Here is a 16,713-nt window from a genome sequence, read left to right as displayed (position 1 = left end):
GCCTCCCATCATTTGGTACGTCGCTATTTTGTAGCTTTTGACGAGCCTCCGCTCGCCTTTTGGTATTCGTCCTTAAAGGCCTTGAACATGCCGCGCGTCTTGCCGAGCTGCTTGCCCAGTGCGCGACTGCCCTTGTCCACGGCAACCGATCCCTTGTCGTCGAGCACCTTGGCGCCCTTTTTGACCTTGTCGCCCACCACGACGCTGGCCTCGGCGGCCTTGGCAGCCGCACCGCCCGAATACCCGAGCGACTTGACCTCGTCCGAAACAATCATCGCGCCGTCCGCATAGCCGCGCAGCATCGTCGGCGGCACCTGCGTGTCACCAACCAAAACACTCGAAGCAGCACCGGCGGTCACATAGAATGCCTGCACGATGCCCGAGCGTGGCTTGAACTCAACGTCCGAGCAATAGCCCACGACGTCGCCCGATTCCGTGCGCACATCCATACCGACCCAGATGATGCAATCGTCCAGGTTGATGTTGAGGCGCTTGGCAGCGGCGGCATCGTACGTGTCCTTGACGTCATCGACCGCAATGGCGCCCTCGTAGACACCAATGGCGTCGAGCGCTACGAATCGGTCGGGACGCTCGATCATGCCCGCGATATCGGACTGGCGGACCATAAAGCCGACCACGCGCGTACCGCCCGGGGTAAAGACCGGAAAGTGAATCTTTCCGAGCTTTTTAGGGCTGCGCGGTGTGCCGTCCTTTTTGGTGCGCTTGTCCTCGGTAGGCTTGCGATAGATCTTGGCGCCGACAAAATCCCCGGCGCGCATTATGCCTCGGTCGAGGGCTCCGCAGCCTCGGTATCAGCCTCGACGGCGTTCTCGACCACGACGTCGGCGGCAGGCGTCACGTTGCCGCCCGAAATGGCGTCGTTGAGCTGCTCGCGCAGCTGGTCCATGCGCTCGCGGGCAAGGTCGACCTTGGCGCGCAGGTCGTCGGTCTTGGCGTCGACCATCGGGCCAAAGTCATTCACCGCAGCACGGGCCTCCTCGGCGCTGTGCTCGTAGGTGTCGCGCATATTGTCCCAGGCGTCGTTGGCGATATCGGCAGCCATGGCGCGGGTCTCGGCGCCCGAGCGCGGGGCCAGAGCAACGCCGACAATAGCGCCGGCAGCGGCACCAAAAAGTGCGCCGGAGACAAAGCTGAAAGTCTTACCCATGATCATTCCTCTCCTGCGGGCACGTCGGTGCCCACCGTTTGAATGCTGTCCATTATACCCGCAGCGCATCACTTGCCGCTCCGCTCATCTGCGTACGGCAAAGGCGCAGGTACGTGATGGTGATAAACGCGTAGGCCTACTCCTGAGGCATAGCCGGCATGGTCACCGTGGCACCCGGGTCCTCGCCGGCGCCGTCCACGAGCGGCAGGCCGCCCTCATGCGCAGGTCCTGCCGGAACCGTCGCCGCACCGCCAAAGACGGCAGCGGAAGCCTCGTGGTTCTCGGCAACCGCGCCCTCGGTATCAATCGCCACCTGGGGCTCGTCGTCAAAGTTGGGGACACCCTGGGGCTCGGTGGGAACGGGCTCGGCGGTCGCATCGGCAACGGGCTCGGCGTCGGCCGGCACATCGCCCTCGTCAGCGCCCTCGTCCTCGGCAGCATCTTCACCGTTCGCAGCGGCGACGGCCTCGTGAGGATCCTTGCCCTCGGCCTCGGCGCGCATGCCCAGCACCAGGTTGCGCAGGCCCGCGACCGTGCCTCCCACGTCGGGGGCAGGCTGGTCGGCGTGCAGGTACGCCCAGTCCATCATAAAGGTGGCCGAAGACAGCGCGCCGATGGCCAGCGCGTCGTCGGGGCACGAAAGCTCAACCTCAAAGACGCGCTCGTCGTGCTCGCTTACGCGCGTGCGGCCGCACGAGATGCTGCCGGCAAGACCGGTCTCGTTCATGAGCTCGACCGTCACATGCTCAAGCAGATGGCAGAGCTCGGTCTGGCCCATGCAGTCCTGGAACTCGCGACCGGAATCGCCCAGGCACAGGTGCTTGGCAATCGCCGGCACCAGGTAATACACGCGCGCCGTGGCCTCGATATCCTCCGAGGTCATGAGCGGCATGCCGGGGTTCACCAGCACATGCGCGCAGATCTTGTCCTCGCTGACGGTGACCTTAAGGATGTTGAACAGGCCTGCCATAACTCTCCCCTACTCTTCCTTGTCCTACTCGTCGCCGTCGTGCGGGTCCACAGAACCCGCACCCGACGTCGTCGGCTCGTCTACCGAAGACTCGGAATCCTTCTTATCGGTTTCGGCCGGAGCGATCACGCGAATGAGCGAGATGCGCTGGCCACGCATCGACTGCACTTTAAACTTGTACCCCGCGACCTCAAACACCTCTCCGATGTCGGGCACCGAGTCGCAAAGCTCCAAGATCCAGCCGGCGATGGTCTCATAATCATCGCTTTCCTCGAGCGGCCAACCAAGCTCAATCGCGTCATCGCACGAAAAACGCCCATCAACGAGCCACTCGCGGCGCGAAAGGCGCGTGAGATACTTGTTGTCGGGGTCGAACTCGTCCTCGATCTCGCCGACGATCTCCTCGACGATGTCCTCGATGGTGATAATGCCGGCCGTGCCGCCGTACTCGTCCACGACCACCACGATCTGGTCGTGAGAGGTCTGCATCTCGGACAGCAACGGCAGGATGTCCTTGGTGTCGGGCACAAAGGTGGCGTCGCGCAAAAAACCGGCGATGGGCTGGTCGCCCTTGCCGTCGAGCGCGGGCTGGATCAGGTCCTTGATGTGCGCGATGCCGGCGACGTTGTCGGGATCCTCGTGATAGACGGGGATGCGGCTAAAGCCGGTCTGGCGCATGGTGGACAGCACGTCGGCGACCGTCTCGTCGTCCTCGCACATAGTGGTGTCCACGCGCGGCACCATGACCTCGCGGGCAACGGTGTCGCCCAGGTCGAAGATCTCGTGGATCATGCGCTTTTCCTCGTCGAGCAGGTCGTCCTGCTCCGAGACCATGTACTTGATCTCTTCCTCCGAGACGTTTTGACGGTCGTCGGCGCTCTTGATGCGCAGAATGCGGGCCAGGCCATCGGAGCAAGCGCCAGTCAGCCACACGAGCGGACGGGCGATCTTCTGGAAAAACGACAACGGTCCCACGACCTGCTTGGATACGCCCTCGGCATTGGCCAGACCAATGCGCTTGGGCACAAGCTCGCCAATCACGATGGACACGAAGGCGACCGCGACGGTGATGATGACCGGCGCCAGGCCGCGTGCGATGGCGGAGAGCGGCGCGATGCCAAAGCTCATGAGCCACGTGGCGAGCGGGTCGGACAGACTCGTCGAGGCGACGGCGGACGAGGCGAAGCCCACGAGCGTGATGGCAACCTGGATGGTGGCGAGCAGCTGGTCGGAGTCGGCAGCCAGCTTAATGGCACGCTCGGCGCGCTTGTCGCCTTCCTCGGCCTCGTGCTCCAGCACGGCGCGCTTGGCCGTGGTGAGCGCCATCTCGGACATAGAGAAGTAGCCGTTGATGAGGGTCAAAACGAGGGTGGTGATAAGGGAGATGGTTATGTCCATCGGGAGTTTCTCGAACCTCCAAGATTCGGGACGTCGGATTAAAACGTTGACGGCGGATAGGGCAGTTGCACCCGGCGGGCGCCCGGACGGGCCCGCGGGCGCAGGCGCGATCGCTAGATTACGAAGAGGATCACCGCCATGAACTGGAAGATGCTGCCGGCGAGCACCCACAAGTGAAACACGCTGTGCAGGTAGCGCACGTTTTTGGCGATATAGAACGGCACGCCCGCGGTGTAGCACACGCCGCCGACGGCGAGCAGGGCAAGTGCCACGGGGTTGAGCAGCGCCACAAGTTCGGGCAGCTTAAAAACAACGAGCCAGCCCATCAGCAGGTAAACCAGGCCGCTTACCCAGTGCGGTTGACGCTCGCGCATAAAGCACTCGAGGGCGATGCCGATAATGGCGATGGCCCATACGGCAAAGAACAGCGCAGGGCCGCCGTCGTTTGCGAGCGTGATAAGGCAAAACGGCGTATAGCTGCCCGCAATGAGCAGGTAGATGCAGCTGTGGTCGATGATGCGAAACACGCGCTTGGCGCGCGCGGGCTGAATCGCGTGGTAGAGCGTGGAGGCTAGGTATTCGAGGATAATGCTGACGCCATAGACAATCGCCGCGGCCATGTGGGCCGGGCCTCCGCCGCGCAGGGCGGCGAATACGATCAGGAGCACCAGGCCCGCGATACCCAGCAGGCAACCGACACCATGGGTGACGGAGTTCATGATCTCCTCACCCACCGTGTAATGTGGAACGGCCGCGGTCTTGGGTCGCGGCTTAGAACTGTCGCTCGAATCGGACATGCCGGTTACATCCTCCAACGTAAAGAGTTCTCAACACTATATCAAAGCGTCTGGGTACGTGCGAAATTTGCACCATACGTGACCCTTTGTTTACCCATTCTTTGCCTGTTGACGCATCAACGGCGAACGTCCATAATGCGCTTGCATTAAATGTTGATGTATTAACATCTTATAGGAAAGCTTCTTATGTCTCAAAACGCACGTTCCCATCGAAAGCTCAAGATAGCCGGCATCGTTGCACTGGTGCTCGTTGTCGCGCTGCTGGGGTTTGCCGGCAACTTCTTGTTCGACTTTGCCCTGAATCCCCAAGCGCCGTACACCATGAAGATGATGCAGGATGGCAAAGACGACAAAAAAGGTGAGCAGCCGGATGCCGAGGAAACCGAGGCGCGGGCGTGGTTTAAAGAGAATCGCGAGAGCAGCAACCTCACCGCGGACGACGGGACCGAACTTGCCGCCTGGTATTTTGCTGCGTCGGAGAGCACACACGACTACGCCGTCTGCCTGCATGGATATACCAACGAGCCCATCGGTATGGCCCGATACGTCAAGCGATTCCACGACCGCGGCATGAACGTACTCGCACCCGCCGCCCGCGCCCACGAGCGCTCCGGCGGCGACTATATCGGCATGGGCTGGCCCGAGCGCCTCGACATCGTCGCATGGATCGAGCGAATCGTTCAGGCTGACCCCGAGGCGCGCATCTTGGTCTTTGGCGAGTCGATGGGTGCGGCAACCGCCATGAACGTCGCGGGGGAATCTCTGCCCGCAAACGTGAAATGCATTATCGAGGACTGCGGTTATACGAGTGTGTGGGACGAGTTTTCTCTGCAGCTCAAGGACGTGTTCGGCCTGCCCAGCTTTCCCTTGCTCGATGTAGCAAACTTAGTGTGCAACGTGCGCGCAGGCTACGACTTTCATACGGCAAGCAGTGTGGAGCAACTCAAACACGCGACGGTTCCCATGCTGTTTATCCACGGCGACCAGGACACCTTTGTACCGTACAGCATGCTCGACCAAAACTACGACGCGTGCGCCAGCAAAGTCAAACAAAAGCTCACCATCCATGGCGCCACCCACGCCAAGAGCGCGCAGGTCGACCCCGAACTCTACTGGAACACGGTCGACAACTTCCTCGACGAGTATTTTTAGGAAATAGGACGGTTTACTGGTCTATCTGACCCCCTAGCACTTCCAAAAAGCCGCCCGTGGGCACTGTGCTCACGGGCGGCTTTTGCTAACGTTGCGATACAAAAGCGCTTGATATGTCCAATAGACAGGTGTTACTTGACCTCGATAAGCTCGTACTTGCTCGTGCCCAGGCCGATCTTCTCGGCGTGCGCGATGCACACGCGCCAGTCGGTGTCGGGATGCGTGATGCAGAAGGGGTCCTTGGCCTGCTCGCCCTCCAGATGCTCGTGGTTGTGCTCCATCTTGGCCGCGCTATCGGTGAGCTCGGTGTTGGGCAGCGGCTCGGATGCCATGACGGCATCGGCGCAGGCCTGGTCGATGGCGACCGGGTCGAAGCTCGCGAACATGCCGATGTCGTTGACGATAGGCGTATCGTTTTCGGGATGGCAGTCGCAGTTGGGACTGATGTCCATGGCAAGCGAGATGTGGAAGCTCGGGCGGCCGTCGACAACGGCCTTTGTATACTCGGCGATCTTGCAGTTGAGCACGTCGGCCGCGGCGTCATAGCCGGGCTTGATGCAGTCCTGGTTGCATGCCGCAATGCAGCGTCCGCAGCCCACGCAGCGATCGTGGTCGATAGCGGCCACGTGCACCGTGCGAGTAGCGCCGCTGGCAAGCTCGCGCTCGCGGGTGCCGTCGAACGAGACAGCGTCGTGCGCGCAGATCTTTTCGCAGGCACGGCAGCCAACGCAGTGCTCGGTCGAGACGTTCGGCTTGCCGGCGGCATGCTGCTCCATCTTGCCGGCACGGCTGCCGCCTCCCATGCCCAGGTTCTTCATGGCGCCGCCAAAACCGGCCTGCTCATGGCCCTTAAAGTGGGTGAGGCTGATCACGATATCGGCGTCCATGAGTGCCTGACCGATCTTGGCCTCGTGCACGTACTCGCCGCCCTCGACCGGGACAAGTGCCTCGTCGGTACCCTTGAGGCCGTCGGCGATGATGATCTGGCAGCCCGTGGCATACGGGGTAAAGCCGTTCTGGTAGGCGGTATCGATGTGCTCGAGCGCGTTTTTGCGGCTACCCACATAGAGCGTATTGCAGTCGGTGAGGAAGGGCTTGCCGCCCAGCTCCTTCACGACATCCGCGACGGCGCGGGCGTAGTTGGGGCGCAAAAAGCTCAGGTTGCCCAACTCGCCAAAGTGAATCTTGATGGCGACGAACTTGTTCTCAAAGTCGATCTGCTCGATACCGGCGTGACGGATGAGGCGCTTGAGTTTGTCGAGCTGACTCTCGCGAGCATGCGTGCGCAGGTTGGTGAAGTACACCTTAGCGGGTGCAGTTGCGGTCATAGATATATCCCCTCGGTCTATATGGCGTTACAGACATAGAGGATGGTACCAGTTAAAGCAGAGTTAAAGTCAAGTACGGCACCTAGTCGCTGAGGACGTTCCTTTCTAGTCATTGGGGACAGACTTAAATGACTGAAACCACTCATTGGGGACGGACTTAAATGAGTGCCTCGCCACCTGGCAGCTAGGGACGTTCCTTTCCTGCCGGCAGCTGGGGACAGTCCTTGCCAGCACGGCCGGCGAACCGGCGAATCGGCAAAGACTGTCCCCGATGACTACTCCTGCACCTTGAGAGCTTCGGCCAGGCCCACACGTTTGATGGAACGCATGTGCAGCAACGCCACGACCAGGTAGGTCGCAAAGCCAATGCCGACGCATGCAACCATGGACCAAGCGGGCACGTAGATCTCGATATTGCCGTTGTAGGCGAGCAGCATCGAGCGGAAGATGGCCGTGAGCGAGCCAATAATGACCGGCAGGCTCAGCACGAGCGACGCCGCCACGCACAGCGTGATCGAGCGGATGTACAGATGCGAGATCTCGCTATCGCGATAGCCAAAGACTTTCATGTAGCTGATCGAACGGGCGCTGTGGTCGATCACAGCCTTGGTCAGCAGGTACATAAACAGCAGGAAGATAAACACCGCGAGCCCGATCATCATTCCGATCATTTTGCTCATCATGCCGATGAACTGGTCGCCCACGGCCCGCATGTCGTCGGGCGTGGTGTCGCCGGCAAAGTAACGAGCATCGAGGTCGAGCTTCTCGTCGCTCACATATCCGTTAAAGTAGGCGGCGTCGTTGTCGAACAGCTCGTTAAAGTCGTCGATACTCATATAGATATTCATGTCCGACTTAGAGCCCCAAACGTAGTCCTTGCCCGCGTACTCAAAGGAATAATTCTCGCCCTCATACTTGTCGCGAAGCGTGACCTTCTGGCCCTCGCTCCAGCCAAACTTATCGAGCAGACCGCCGCCAAAGACGACGCGTCCGTCGCCGACGTTGAGGTCTTTCCAATAGCGCGAATCGGGCGAGATGCCGTAGACGGAAATCGTCTCCTGCCCATTTCCGTCGCCGCGATCGTATTGCAGCTGGTAGACGGCGTATTTCTCGGCCTGCGCGATTGCGCCTGCACCGTTGTCGATCGTGTTGACCGGGTGGATATCGTCGTTGTCAGTGTCAATCTTAGAGGCCTTGTCAATCAGGTCGATGGCCTCATCGCGGTCGCAGCCGAGGGCATCGGCAAGATCATCGAGGCGCGCATAAAGCGCATCCTTCTTGTCCTGGACCTTGGCGAGCGCGTCCTGCGCCGCAGCCAAGCTCTCGGCAGACGGAGATGCGGTCGCGGCATCGGCTGCCGCCTGCGCCGCATCGGCCGCGTCGTCAAGCTCATCATCGGCATCCCGGGCGGCGGAAAGCAGCGCGCCGTCCACCGACTGCAGACGCTCGAGCGCCGCCCACTGCTCACGCTCCTCGGCGGTGCCCTCAAGCTCCAGCGGAGCCTTGAGCGTGTACTGGTGCTCGGCGACAAGGCTTGTCTCCAAGTTGTCCGCGTAGTGCGTCATCGTGGGCAGAATCGCCAGGCCAAAGAGCAGCAGCAGCGAGGCAAACGCAATGCCCACGAAGAGCGTGGCGAAGTTGCCCAGGTTGCGCAGGAAGATGCGCAGGCGGAAGCGCGAGACAAAACCCATGCGCTCCGGCAGCTGCAAGCCGCGCTTGGTGCCAGACTTGCCGCTCGCCTCGTGGCGAAGAAACTGCAACGGCGTCTTGCCCATCTTGCGAAGCAGACCCGCCAGCGTGATGAGGATGAGCGCAGCGGCGGGAACCACGGCGCACTTCACAAAGATCCCCCAGCTCCAGTACACCTGGAAGGGAGGCAGGCTGTACGAACCGTAATAGAGGCTGCGCATGGGCTCGGTAAAGAACACAACGCCGAGCGCAGTGCCCAAAAGCGCCGCGATCACGCCCACGGTAGCGGGAAGCGCAAGGTAGTGCAGGACGATCTCGCGTCGACGATAGCCGCTGGCGAGCAGCGTGCCGATGATGGCGCTCTCCTCCTCGATGGTGGCGTCGGTAAGGACCACAAAGACGAACGCCATGATCACGATGATGATGTCGAGCAGCGTCATCCACATCATGGAGTCGCCGTCTACGTCGTCGCGCGCATAGCCAATGCCCTGGTTGGAATCGGCATCGATCAGATCGTCCACGCGCGCATCGGCGTCGGTCAGCGCCTCGACCATATCCTGCTCCGCATCGATGCGATCTGCAGTGGAGAGATCGCGATCGGTAAAGGTAAAGGAATAGGTGTAGGCGGGCGCGCCGCCAGCGTCCTCGAGCGCGGCAAAGCCGGCGTCGCTGATCTCGGCCACGCCATAGGTGATGGTGTTCACCGTAAAGTCCGAATTGTTGAGGAACAGCGCCTGGCTATCGGGCTGGGTCATGATGCCGCAGATGGTGTAGGTACGACCCTCGAGCTCGACCTTATCGCCCACGGCGAGGTCGTTGTTGGTGGCGAAGACACGGTCGATTGCCACCTCATCGTCCGTTTTGGGCTCCTTGCCCTCACAGTAGGACGCAATGTCCACCTTAGCGCGGTGCGCATAGGTGCGCAGCGTGCGCTTGGTGCCGTCGTCGCCGGCGGTCTTTTTGATGACGGCGTCAATGGAGAAATTCTTATAGAGCGTGACGCCGCCGACGTCACTGACAACATCCTCGGCGGCCTTGAGTTGATCGTCGGTAGCCTCGAAGGAGGTGGTCACGCGGCCGTCCTCAATCGTGTACGCATCGCGCATGTCGTCGATAAGGCAGCCGATGGAATGCGCTGCGAGCAAAAAGCCCGAGGTAAGGGCGATGCTTCCGCACATAAGCAAAAAGATGCCCAGGTACTTGCCGATATTGCGGCGCAGCTCGCGCGGGAGACGTTTTGCGAGAGGTGTCATGGCGCCGCCTACCAATCGAGCTCGGCGGCTGCGACGGGCGACTCGTTGAGCTCATCCTCGACGATGCGCCCGTCGCGCAGGCGCAGCACGCGATTGGCCATGCGCGCGATGGCGGCATTGTGGGTGACAATGATGATGGTGCAGCCGTAGGTGCGGTTGACATCCTCCATGAGCTGCAAGATTTCCTTGGACGTCTTGTAGTCAAGTGCGCCCGTGGGCTCGTCGCACAGCAGCAGGCCCGGGTTTTTGACGAGCGCACGGCCGATGGCGCAGCGCTGCTGTTGGCCGCCCGAGACCTGGCGCGGGAACTTGTTGCGGTGCTCGTAAAGGCCCAGCGAACGCAGCAGGTTGTCGACATTGAGCGGGTTTTTGGACAGGTGCGCCGTAACCTCGATGTTCTCCTTGATGGTGAGATCGGGCACCAGGTTGTAGAACTGGAAGACAAAGCCCAGCTCACGGCGGCGATACTCGCCCAGGTCGGCAGGCTTGAGCACCGTGAGGTCGCAGCCGTCCACCATGATGGAGCCGCCGTCGGCATCCTCCAGGCCGCCGATCAGGTTGAGAAAGGTCGACTTGCCCGAGCCCGAGGGTCCCAGCATGACGCAGATCTCGCCGCGATTGATGGACGTGTCGATGCCATCGAGTACCGTCAGGCGCGCATCACCGTCGCCGTAGTGCTTTTTGAGATCCTTGACCTGGACATAGGCTTCCTGCGTTGCCATGGTATCCCCCATTGTTAGCCTCGTACTACTTTATGAACGTAATAGTAAACCTTGGCGAACTATTTTGGGGCGAGGGCTAGGATTTATTTCAGACTAGGCGCGGGATTTGGCGCGTGCGAGAGCCAGGCCTACGGCGGCAATGGCGGCGGCGAAGAGCACGGTGACGCCCAGGTCGCAGGCGATGTCGCCCAACACGGCAGACGTCAGGTCCGAAGCGAGCGCCTTGCCAATCGCGTCGTTCACCCAATACGTCGGCACAAAGTGCGCCACCGTCTGCACGGCCGAGCCCATGAGCGACAGCGGCATCCAAGCGCCGCCCAAAAACGTCATGAGCATGCCGAGCAGGTTGCCCACACCGTTGAGCAGCTCCTCACGCGCACCCAGGCTCGAAAGGGCAAAGCCAACGGCCAGAGGCGTGCACGCCAGGGCAAACGTCGCCGCCAGCGCCAGGCACACACGACCCACGCCGACCTCGGCAACCGCGCCGGCAAAGCCCACGACGCCCATCATGCTCGACACAAACCAGATGCAGACGGTGATCACAGCGGCGGCCGCAAACACGGCGAGCGAACGCCGGCGCTCGGAGATTGGGCCGGCATCCATACGACGCACGCGCTCGGGCTCGTTCATGCCCGAGAACACCAGCCCCACCGATATGATGACCGACGAGATAATCGCGTACGCGCCAAAGTTGAAATACGACTTGAGCATGGCGGCGGCAGTCGAGCCAACCTTGACCTGCTCGATCTGAACCTCGGCGCGCTTTGCAGCGGCATGCTCGGCGGCCTTGGCAACGTCGCCGTTAGAAGCGGCGGGCTCAAGTGCCGCCGCAGCACCCGCGAGCGAGATCCAGCGCGAGGCCTCAGCAGACGAGAGCGCCGCCGCCATGGTGCCGGAGCCGTAGGTCACATCGAGCTTGGGCAGGGACTCCCCCGCGCGGGCAGCCGCGACCAGGTCGTCCTCGAACCCCTCCGGGATAAAGAATACGCAGTCGGCGCTGCCCTTGGCGCTGTTGCTCTTGGAGAGCGCGTCCGCGAGGTCGTACGTGTCATCGCCGACGCCCGTGACCAGGTCAAAGCGCGACCCCAGATGCTTGGTAAGCGCACGCGAAAGATCGCTGTCGTCGCGGTCGACCACAATCACATTGGCGTCGTAGGGCTTGTACTCGGTGAGCTGCGACGAGTTCCAGCTCACCGATGCCGCGATGAACACACCCATCAGCGATATGAACACCGTATAGATGAGCAGGTAGAACGGATGCGCGAGCGCCATGCGCAGCGCAGTCTTAAAGGTGCTCATAGCGGCTCCTTCCAAAAATCAGCGTGGCGGCGGCAACAAACACCAGCGTCATGAGGACCAGCGCGCCCGCACGGATGACAAAGGGACCCAGGTCCTCAAAGAAATACAGGCGGTTGAACATGTCGCAGATAAGCTTGACGGGGTTGAGCCAGCACTCGGCCGGGCAGGCGCGGGCGACGTCGTCGGCAAGCGCCATCGCCGGCTCGCCGTAGAGGCCGGCGAACAGGGCGCACGTGGTGGCAAAGCCCGTGAGGATGCCCGACTTGGACGCCTTGCCGCCCTTAACGGGAAACGTGCCCACAAAGAGCCCCAAGCCCGTGGCGGCAAGCGCGGAAGCGGCGGCGCCGACGAGGCACAGCCCCTCGCGCCCGCCAAAGTCGACACCCACGACCAGGCGCACGTAGCCGATTGCGATCGCCATCGAGGCGAAGGAAACCAGCCACGAGCCGACAAAGATGCCGGCCAGCGACGCCGTCTTGGAAAGACCGCCCACGCAGCGACGCGCGCCAAGGCCCGACAGATTGGGCTGCAAATCGACGACGCTCAAGGCGGCAAACTCGGCAGACATCATCGCCACCAGACCAAAGAGCGCGTAGTAGTAGATGACCGTGCCATCGGGCGTGGTGCGCGTCAGGCTCACGCGACGGGTGCCGCCCTCGAGCGACAGGGCGCGCGCAACCGCCTCCGGGTCGGCGAGCGCCGCCGGGTTGTCCTGGGCAATCTGGGACATGAGCTCGGCGTTTTGCGTATACGAGCTTGCCACCGTCTCCAGAATGCTGCGGTCGGTGAGCACCGATGAGGCACGCGAGCTGTCGTAGCTCGAAAGCAACGTGAGTTTGGGCGTGCCCGCGTCGTCGACCGTATAGATGCCCGCGACCTCGCCGGCCTTAAGCGCACGGCTCGCGTCGGCTGCGTCGTCGCACTCGTGGATCTCGAGCAGTTGGTCGTCGCCCTCCTTGGCAAGCGACGTCGCCACGTCCTTAAAGGTCGAGGCATCCCAGGCCTCGTCCGCCACGATGGCAACCGGCACCGGATCGACCGTGCCGTCGGAGCTGAGGTTCGCAAACATAAACATGAACATCGTGGAAAGCGCGATGGGAAAGAGAGCGCCCCAAACCCACGTGCTCGGCCGGCGCAGCAGCGTCTTGACCGTGGTGATGATGGTGTTGAACATGACTGCCCCCTAGTCGCGCAGCTCGCGGCCGGTGATCTCGAGGAACACGTCGTTGAGGGTCGGCGGCTCGCTCCACACGCGGCCGAGCGCCACGTCGGCGGCGCGCAGCGTGTCGAGGATGTCGACCAGGTTATGCGGGCTCGCTTCACAGGTGCAGACGAGCTCGCCGCCGGACAGCTCGACTGAAAGCACGTGCTCGAGGGCGCGCAGCCGCTCGACCGTGGCCGACTCGACGGCGCCGACCTCGACCGTCACGCGCTCGCCCATCTGAATCATGCGCTTGAGCTCGTCGTTGGTGCCCTGCGCCAGCACGCGGCCGCCGTCCATGATCATGATGCGGCTGCAAATCTGCTCGACTTCCTCCATGTAATGGCTGGTATACACCACCGTGGCGCCCTCGTCGCGCAAGCGGCAGATGCCCTCCAGGATGGCGTTGCGACTCTGCGGGTCGACTGCCACCGTAGGCTCGTCAAAGAAGATGAGCTCGGGCTTGTGCGCAATGCCGCAGGCAATGTTGAGGCGACGCGCCAGGCCGCCCGAGAGCTTGCCGGGGCGAAACTTGGTAAAGTCGCCCAAGCCCACAAAGTCGATCGCCTCGTCCACCAGCGCGCGGCGGCGCTTGCGGTCGTTAACGTAGAGGCTACAGAAATAGTCGATGTTCTCGCGCACGGTAAGCTCGTCAAACACCGCAACTTGCTGCGGGACCACGCCGATGCGGCGCTTGAGGTCGTAGCGGGCGGGCGTCATGGGCTCGCCGAACAGCTCGATAGTGCCTTTGTCGTAGGCGAGCAGCTGCAGAATACAGTTGATGGACGTGGTCTTGCCCGAGCCGTTGGGGCCCAGCAGGCCAAAGATCTCGCCGGGGGCGATGCTCAGGTTAAAGTGGTCGAGCGCGATAAGATCGTCGTAGCGCTTGACGAGGTTTTCGACGTGGACGATGTCTGTCATGAGGCGGCCCTTCTGTTGCTTGCGGCCCGGTACGATTGCATCATCGCAGGAGCGGACGGCGCGCACCAGTGAGCTTTGTCACGAGTGCGGGGGCTCGGTCGCGTGGCCCGCTGACGCGACCGCCCCACCGTGCGGGAGGAATGTCACGGTTGCGCTAGGCGGCCCCTCCACCACGCGCAGCTTCGCGTACAATACCCGTATGAACAGGCTTTTCGACAAATCGATCGTGCTGGCGTGCTGTATTGCGACCGCCATGGGTCTTGCCGTGGACGCTCGTCTGGTTGTGGCGTTTTGCCTTGGCATTATTGCCACCTCGCTGGCCGAGGTCACACAGGGGAAACGCACCCGACGCGCAAGCGAGGCAGCGAGCTACGCCTGCATCATCGCGGCTGTCTTCGTGCCGCCGTTTGTGCCGTTTGCGCCTCTCGCCCTCTATGACATCGCGCGACGCGTGCGCCGCGAGCACGCCTGGGTCGCGTTGGGCATTGGCTCCGTCTTTGCCTTTGCGCTCGTCGCGGACCTTCGCGCCGATGCGCTTACCGCACGAACGCTCCTGCTGACCGCCATCCTTTCGGTTGCCGCCACCTTGCTATCGCTACGCACCGCCCAGTTGGAGCGCGAGCAGCGGCGCATGCGCCGCACCCGCGACGAGCTGCAGGAACGAGCCCTCGCGCTCGAGGCGCGCAACCGCGATCTTGCCGATCGCCAGGACTACGAAGTCGAGCTCGCGACGCTCGCCGAACGCGCCCGCATCGCGCGCGAGATCCACGATAACGTCGGGCACCAGCTCACGCGCGCCTCACTGCAGGCCGAAGCCCTACGCGTGGTCCACGCCGATGAGCCTGGCGTCGCCGCCGATTTCGCCGACGTTAAACGCACGGTTGACGAGGCGCTCCAGCTTGTGCGCACCAGCGTCCACGCGCTCAACGACAACGCCGTCGACCTTTCCGTGCAGCTCGAACGCATTGTCGAAGGCACACGCTCGGACGGCGGCCCGCAGATTGAGCTTGAAGTTATGGCCGAACATGCGCCCGCAAACGTCGCCAACTGCTTTGCGGCGGTCCTGCGCGAAGCGCTCTCCAATACCATGCGCCACGCTTGCGCCCAGACCGTCACCGTACGGTGCATGGAGCATCCGTCGTTTTACCAGCTCATTGTTACCGACGATGGCGTGGGTGAGGTCCAAGCAAGCGGCCGCGGCGCTGCGGAGGGCATGGGGCTCGCCTCCATGCGCGAGCGCGTCGAGGCGCTTGGCGGCACCTTCACCGCCGGCCCGCGCGCCGGCACCGGCGGCTGGCGTGTGTTTGCCACCGTTCCCAAACAGCAAGGAGATGAGGGCCGATGAGGCTCATCGTTGTCGACGACGACCGCTTGGTGGTCGATTCGCTCAAGATTATCCTGGGCGCCCAGCCGCAGATCGAAGTGGTGGGCACCGGTGCCAACGGCAACGATGCGGTGGCGCTCTACGCCGAGCACGCACCCGATATCGCGCTGCTCGACATCCAGATGCCGGGACGCGACGGCCTTTCGGCCGCACGCGAGATCCTTGAGCGCGACCCTTCGGCGCGCGTGGTGTTTCTAACGACATTCTCGGATGACGAGTACATTGTGTCGGCGCTCAAGCTGGGCGCCCGCGGTTACCTGATCAAGACCGATGTCGCCGCCATTCCGCCGGCGTTGGCACAGGTCATGGACGGCAAACGCGTGCTCGAGGGCAAGGCAATCGAAGATGTTGACTTTGACGGGATGGGCAACAAGGCAGACACGTCCCGCCGGCCCGCGGCCTTTGCCGGCCTGACCGACCGCGAGTTCGAAGTCGCCGAGCTCATCGCCCGTGGCCTCGACAACAAGGAGATTGCCGCCACAGCCTATATGGGCGAAGGCACCGTACGCAACCACATCAGCTCGATCCTGGCAAAGATGGGCCTGCGCAACCGCACGCAGATCGCCATCGCCTACCTGCGAGGGTAATTACCCAACGACCGACCACCCCGGCATAGCAAAATGGCTACCACCGATTTAATACCATTTCAAAACTATGCCGGTTTACGGGGCTAAGCTCAGGGCCCCCATCCATACCCGCGTTTTCCGTAAAATGACGGCTTGTCTACCTGCGGTTTTATTTTCACGGATATCGGCATGGTTGGGAGCGCGTGACTTAGCCCCGTAAACCGGCATAGTTTTGTCCGAGCGGCTCTGCACGAGCGCCTCCGCAAGCCTCGCGGGACCAAAATAATCCGTTTTCCTCCGTCCCCAAGGAATCACCCGGAACCGCTCGCCACGAAACCCGCCCATCTACTACGTTTGACTCGATACCCTTGACCATACCCCCGTTTTCCAGAAAACCGCAGGCGTTCTACCTGCACTGATAATTGTCCTTGGGGGAAGCGGGCACTGCGGGGGCGCGTCAACAGCGCGCGATTTCCGCGTCGCAGCGCTACCCTGATGCTGAACGCCGGGACGATGACCCACTGACCTGCTGACGCCTCTTCGGCCGTCCTCAAATCCGACCTGTCTCGCCCCGGCTTCCGCGACCCGGAGTCCTGCCATGACCTAATAGGAGCATGAGCGCGGACAATCGGATAAGGCAACTTGATTGTAGCGCTCCCGTCAGTGCAATGTCTGGGAGGCTCGGGCGCGGAGCAGGCGGCAGACCGAGGGGAGCGAAAATGGAAGGCGAAACGGTCATCGCGGGCGTCGACACGCACAAGGACGTGCATGTCCTGTGCCTGCTCGACGGCCTCGGGAGGAAGATCTGGAGCGGGAGCTTCAGGGCCGACCCCGAGGGCTACGACAGGCTGGCGGAGGCGATAGG

14 protein-coding genes are annotated in these 16,713 nt (G+C 62.3%); 3 read left to right on the top strand and 11 right to left on the bottom strand.

The features are described 5' to 3' along the window. Positions 1-23: 23 nt before the first annotated feature. The 5 genes from HMPREF9463_RS00590 to HMPREF9463_RS00570 form a co-directional block, all read right to left on the bottom strand. The gene (locus tag HMPREF9463_RS00590) at positions 24-779 is read right to left on the bottom strand and encodes a PRC-barrel domain-containing protein (protein ID WP_035136594.1); all 756 of its coding nucleotides are present in this window, start codon (positions 777-779) and stop codon (positions 24-26) included. Beyond that, positions 779-1,168: a YtxH domain-containing protein gene (locus HMPREF9463_RS00585; RefSeq protein WP_035136593.1), complete on the bottom strand. Its 390-nt coding sequence runs from the start codon at positions 1,166-1,168 to the stop codon at positions 779-781. Before HMPREF9463_RS00585 ends, HMPREF9463_RS00590 begins: the two co-directional genes overlap by 1 nt. A gap of 136 nt (positions 1,169-1,304) precedes the next feature. After that, positions 1,305-2,138 carry a cyanophycin synthetase family protein gene (locus tag HMPREF9463_RS11250; RefSeq protein ID WP_232219713.1) on the bottom strand — a complete coding sequence of 278 codons (834 nt, stop codon included), beginning with the start codon at positions 2,136-2,138 and terminating at the stop codon, positions 1,305-1,307. Between the two features lie 24 nt (positions 2,139-2,162). Further along, on the bottom strand, positions 2,163-3,536 hold the full coding sequence (locus tag HMPREF9463_RS00575; protein WP_035136592.1) for a hemolysin family protein: 1,374 nt from the start codon (positions 3,534-3,536) through the stop codon (positions 2,163-2,165). A gap of 113 nt (positions 3,537-3,649) precedes the next feature. After that, positions 3,650-4,333: a PAQR family membrane homeostasis protein TrhA gene (locus HMPREF9463_RS00570; protein ID WP_195445615.1), complete on the bottom strand. Its 684-nt coding sequence runs from the start codon at positions 4,331-4,333 to the stop codon at positions 3,650-3,652. A gap of 186 nt (positions 4,334-4,519) precedes the next feature. Here HMPREF9463_RS00570 and HMPREF9463_RS00565 point away from each other — a divergent pair, with 186 nt between their 5' ends. Beyond that, positions 4,520-5,485 carry an alpha/beta hydrolase gene (locus HMPREF9463_RS00565; RefSeq protein WP_035136591.1) on the top strand — a complete coding sequence of 322 codons (966 nt, stop codon included), beginning with the start codon at positions 4,520-4,522 and terminating at the stop codon, positions 5,483-5,485. A gap of 131 nt (positions 5,486-5,616) precedes the next feature. Here the strand turns inward: HMPREF9463_RS00565 and HMPREF9463_RS00560 are convergent, their stop codons facing one another. The 6 genes from HMPREF9463_RS00560 to HMPREF9463_RS00535 all read right to left on the bottom strand — a co-directional run bounded on the left by HMPREF9463_RS00560 (position 5,617) and on the right by HMPREF9463_RS00535 (position 13,898). Next, complete coding sequence (locus HMPREF9463_RS00560) at positions 5,617-6,813, bottom strand: DUF362 domain-containing protein (protein ID WP_035136590.1); 1,197 nt, start codon at positions 6,811-6,813, stop codon at positions 5,617-5,619. Positions 6,814-7,088: 275 nt separating this feature from the next. Beyond that, positions 7,089-9,755 (bottom strand): ABC transporter permease, encoded by a 2,667-nt coding sequence (locus tag HMPREF9463_RS00555; RefSeq protein WP_035136589.1) that lies wholly within the window; start codon positions 9,753-9,755, stop codon positions 7,089-7,091. A gap of 8 nt (positions 9,756-9,763) precedes the next feature. Next, positions 9,764-10,477: an ABC transporter ATP-binding protein gene (locus tag HMPREF9463_RS00550; protein ID WP_035137112.1), complete on the bottom strand. Its 714-nt coding sequence runs from the start codon at positions 10,475-10,477 to the stop codon at positions 9,764-9,766. Between the two features lie 93 nt (positions 10,478-10,570). Next, a complete protein-coding gene (locus tag HMPREF9463_RS00545) occupies positions 10,571-11,776 on the bottom strand; it encodes an ABC transporter permease (protein WP_035136588.1) in 1,206 nt (401 codons plus the stop codon). Beyond that, complete coding sequence (locus tag HMPREF9463_RS00540; protein ID WP_035136586.1) at positions 11,763-12,950, bottom strand: ABC transporter permease; 1,188 nt, start codon at positions 12,948-12,950, stop codon at positions 11,763-11,765. The genes HMPREF9463_RS00545 and HMPREF9463_RS00540 overlap by 14 nt, the downstream gene beginning before the upstream one ends. Positions 12,951-12,959: 9 nt before the next feature. After that, positions 12,960-13,898, bottom strand: a complete 939-nt coding sequence (locus HMPREF9463_RS00535) for an ABC transporter ATP-binding protein (RefSeq protein WP_035137111.1) — start codon at positions 13,896-13,898, stop codon at positions 12,960-12,962. A gap of 199 nt (positions 13,899-14,097) precedes the next feature. Here HMPREF9463_RS00535 and HMPREF9463_RS00530 point away from each other — a divergent pair, with 199 nt between their 5' ends. After that, positions 14,098-15,243 (top strand): sensor histidine kinase, encoded by a 1,146-nt coding sequence (locus HMPREF9463_RS00530; RefSeq protein WP_035136585.1) that lies wholly within the window; start codon positions 14,098-14,100, stop codon positions 15,241-15,243. After that, a complete protein-coding gene (locus HMPREF9463_RS00525; RefSeq protein ID WP_035136584.1) occupies positions 15,240-15,869 on the top strand; it encodes a response regulator in 630 nt (209 codons plus the stop codon). Before HMPREF9463_RS00530 ends, HMPREF9463_RS00525 begins: the two co-directional genes overlap by 4 nt. Positions 15,870-16,713 lie beyond the last annotated feature (844 nt).

Source organism: Collinsella sp. 4_8_47FAA (assembly GCF_000763055.1).
GTDB lineage: Bacteria > Actinomycetota > Coriobacteriia > Coriobacteriales > Coriobacteriaceae > Collinsella.
Note: the sequence above shows the minus strand (reverse complement) of the source record. Positions and strands in the feature narration are given on the sequence as shown.

Coding starts and splice junctions, on each gene's coding strand:
- HMPREF9463_RS00590 (WP_035136594.1), bottom strand. CDS start 779: ATGCGCGCCGGGGATTTTGTCGGCGCCAAGATCTATCGCAAGCCTACC.
- HMPREF9463_RS00585 (WP_035136593.1), bottom strand. CDS start 1,168: ATGGGTAAGACTTTCAGCTTTGTCTCCGGCGCACTTTTTGGTGCCGCT.
- HMPREF9463_RS11250 (WP_232219713.1), bottom strand. CDS start 2,138: ATGGCAGGCCTGTTCAACATCCTTAAGGTCACCGTCAGCGAGGACAAG.
- HMPREF9463_RS00575 (WP_035136592.1), bottom strand. CDS start 3,536: ATGGACATAACCATCTCCCTTATCACCACCCTCGTTTTGACCCTCATC.
- HMPREF9463_RS00570 (WP_195445615.1), bottom strand. CDS start 4,333: ATGTCCGATTCGAGCGACAGTTCTAAGCCGCGACCCAAGACCGCGGCC.
- HMPREF9463_RS00565 (WP_035136591.1), top strand. CDS start 4,520: ATGTCTCAAAACGCACGTTCCCATCGAAAGCTCAAGATAGCCGGCATC.
- HMPREF9463_RS00560 (WP_035136590.1), bottom strand. CDS start 6,813: ATGACCGCAACTGCACCCGCTAAGGTGTACTTCACCAACCTGCGCACG.
- HMPREF9463_RS00555 (WP_035136589.1), bottom strand. CDS start 9,755: ATGACACCTCTCGCAAAACGTCTCCCGCGCGAGCTGCGCCGCAATATC.
- HMPREF9463_RS00550 (WP_035137112.1), bottom strand. CDS start 10,477: ATGGCAACGCAGGAAGCCTATGTCCAGGTCAAGGATCTCAAAAAGCAC.
- HMPREF9463_RS00545 (WP_035136588.1), bottom strand. CDS start 11,776: ATGAGCACCTTTAAGACTGCGCTGCGCATGGCGCTCGCGCATCCGTTC.
- HMPREF9463_RS00540 (WP_035136586.1), bottom strand. CDS start 12,950: ATGTTCAACACCATCATCACCACGGTCAAGACGCTGCTGCGCCGGCCG.
- HMPREF9463_RS00535 (WP_035137111.1), bottom strand. CDS start 13,898: ATGACAGACATCGTCCACGTCGAAAACCTCGTCAAGCGCTACGACGAT.
- HMPREF9463_RS00530 (WP_035136585.1), top strand. CDS start 14,098: ATGAACAGGCTTTTCGACAAATCGATCGTGCTGGCGTGCTGTATTGCG.
- HMPREF9463_RS00525 (WP_035136584.1), top strand. CDS start 15,240: ATGAGGCTCATCGTTGTCGACGACGACCGCTTGGTGGTCGATTCGCTC.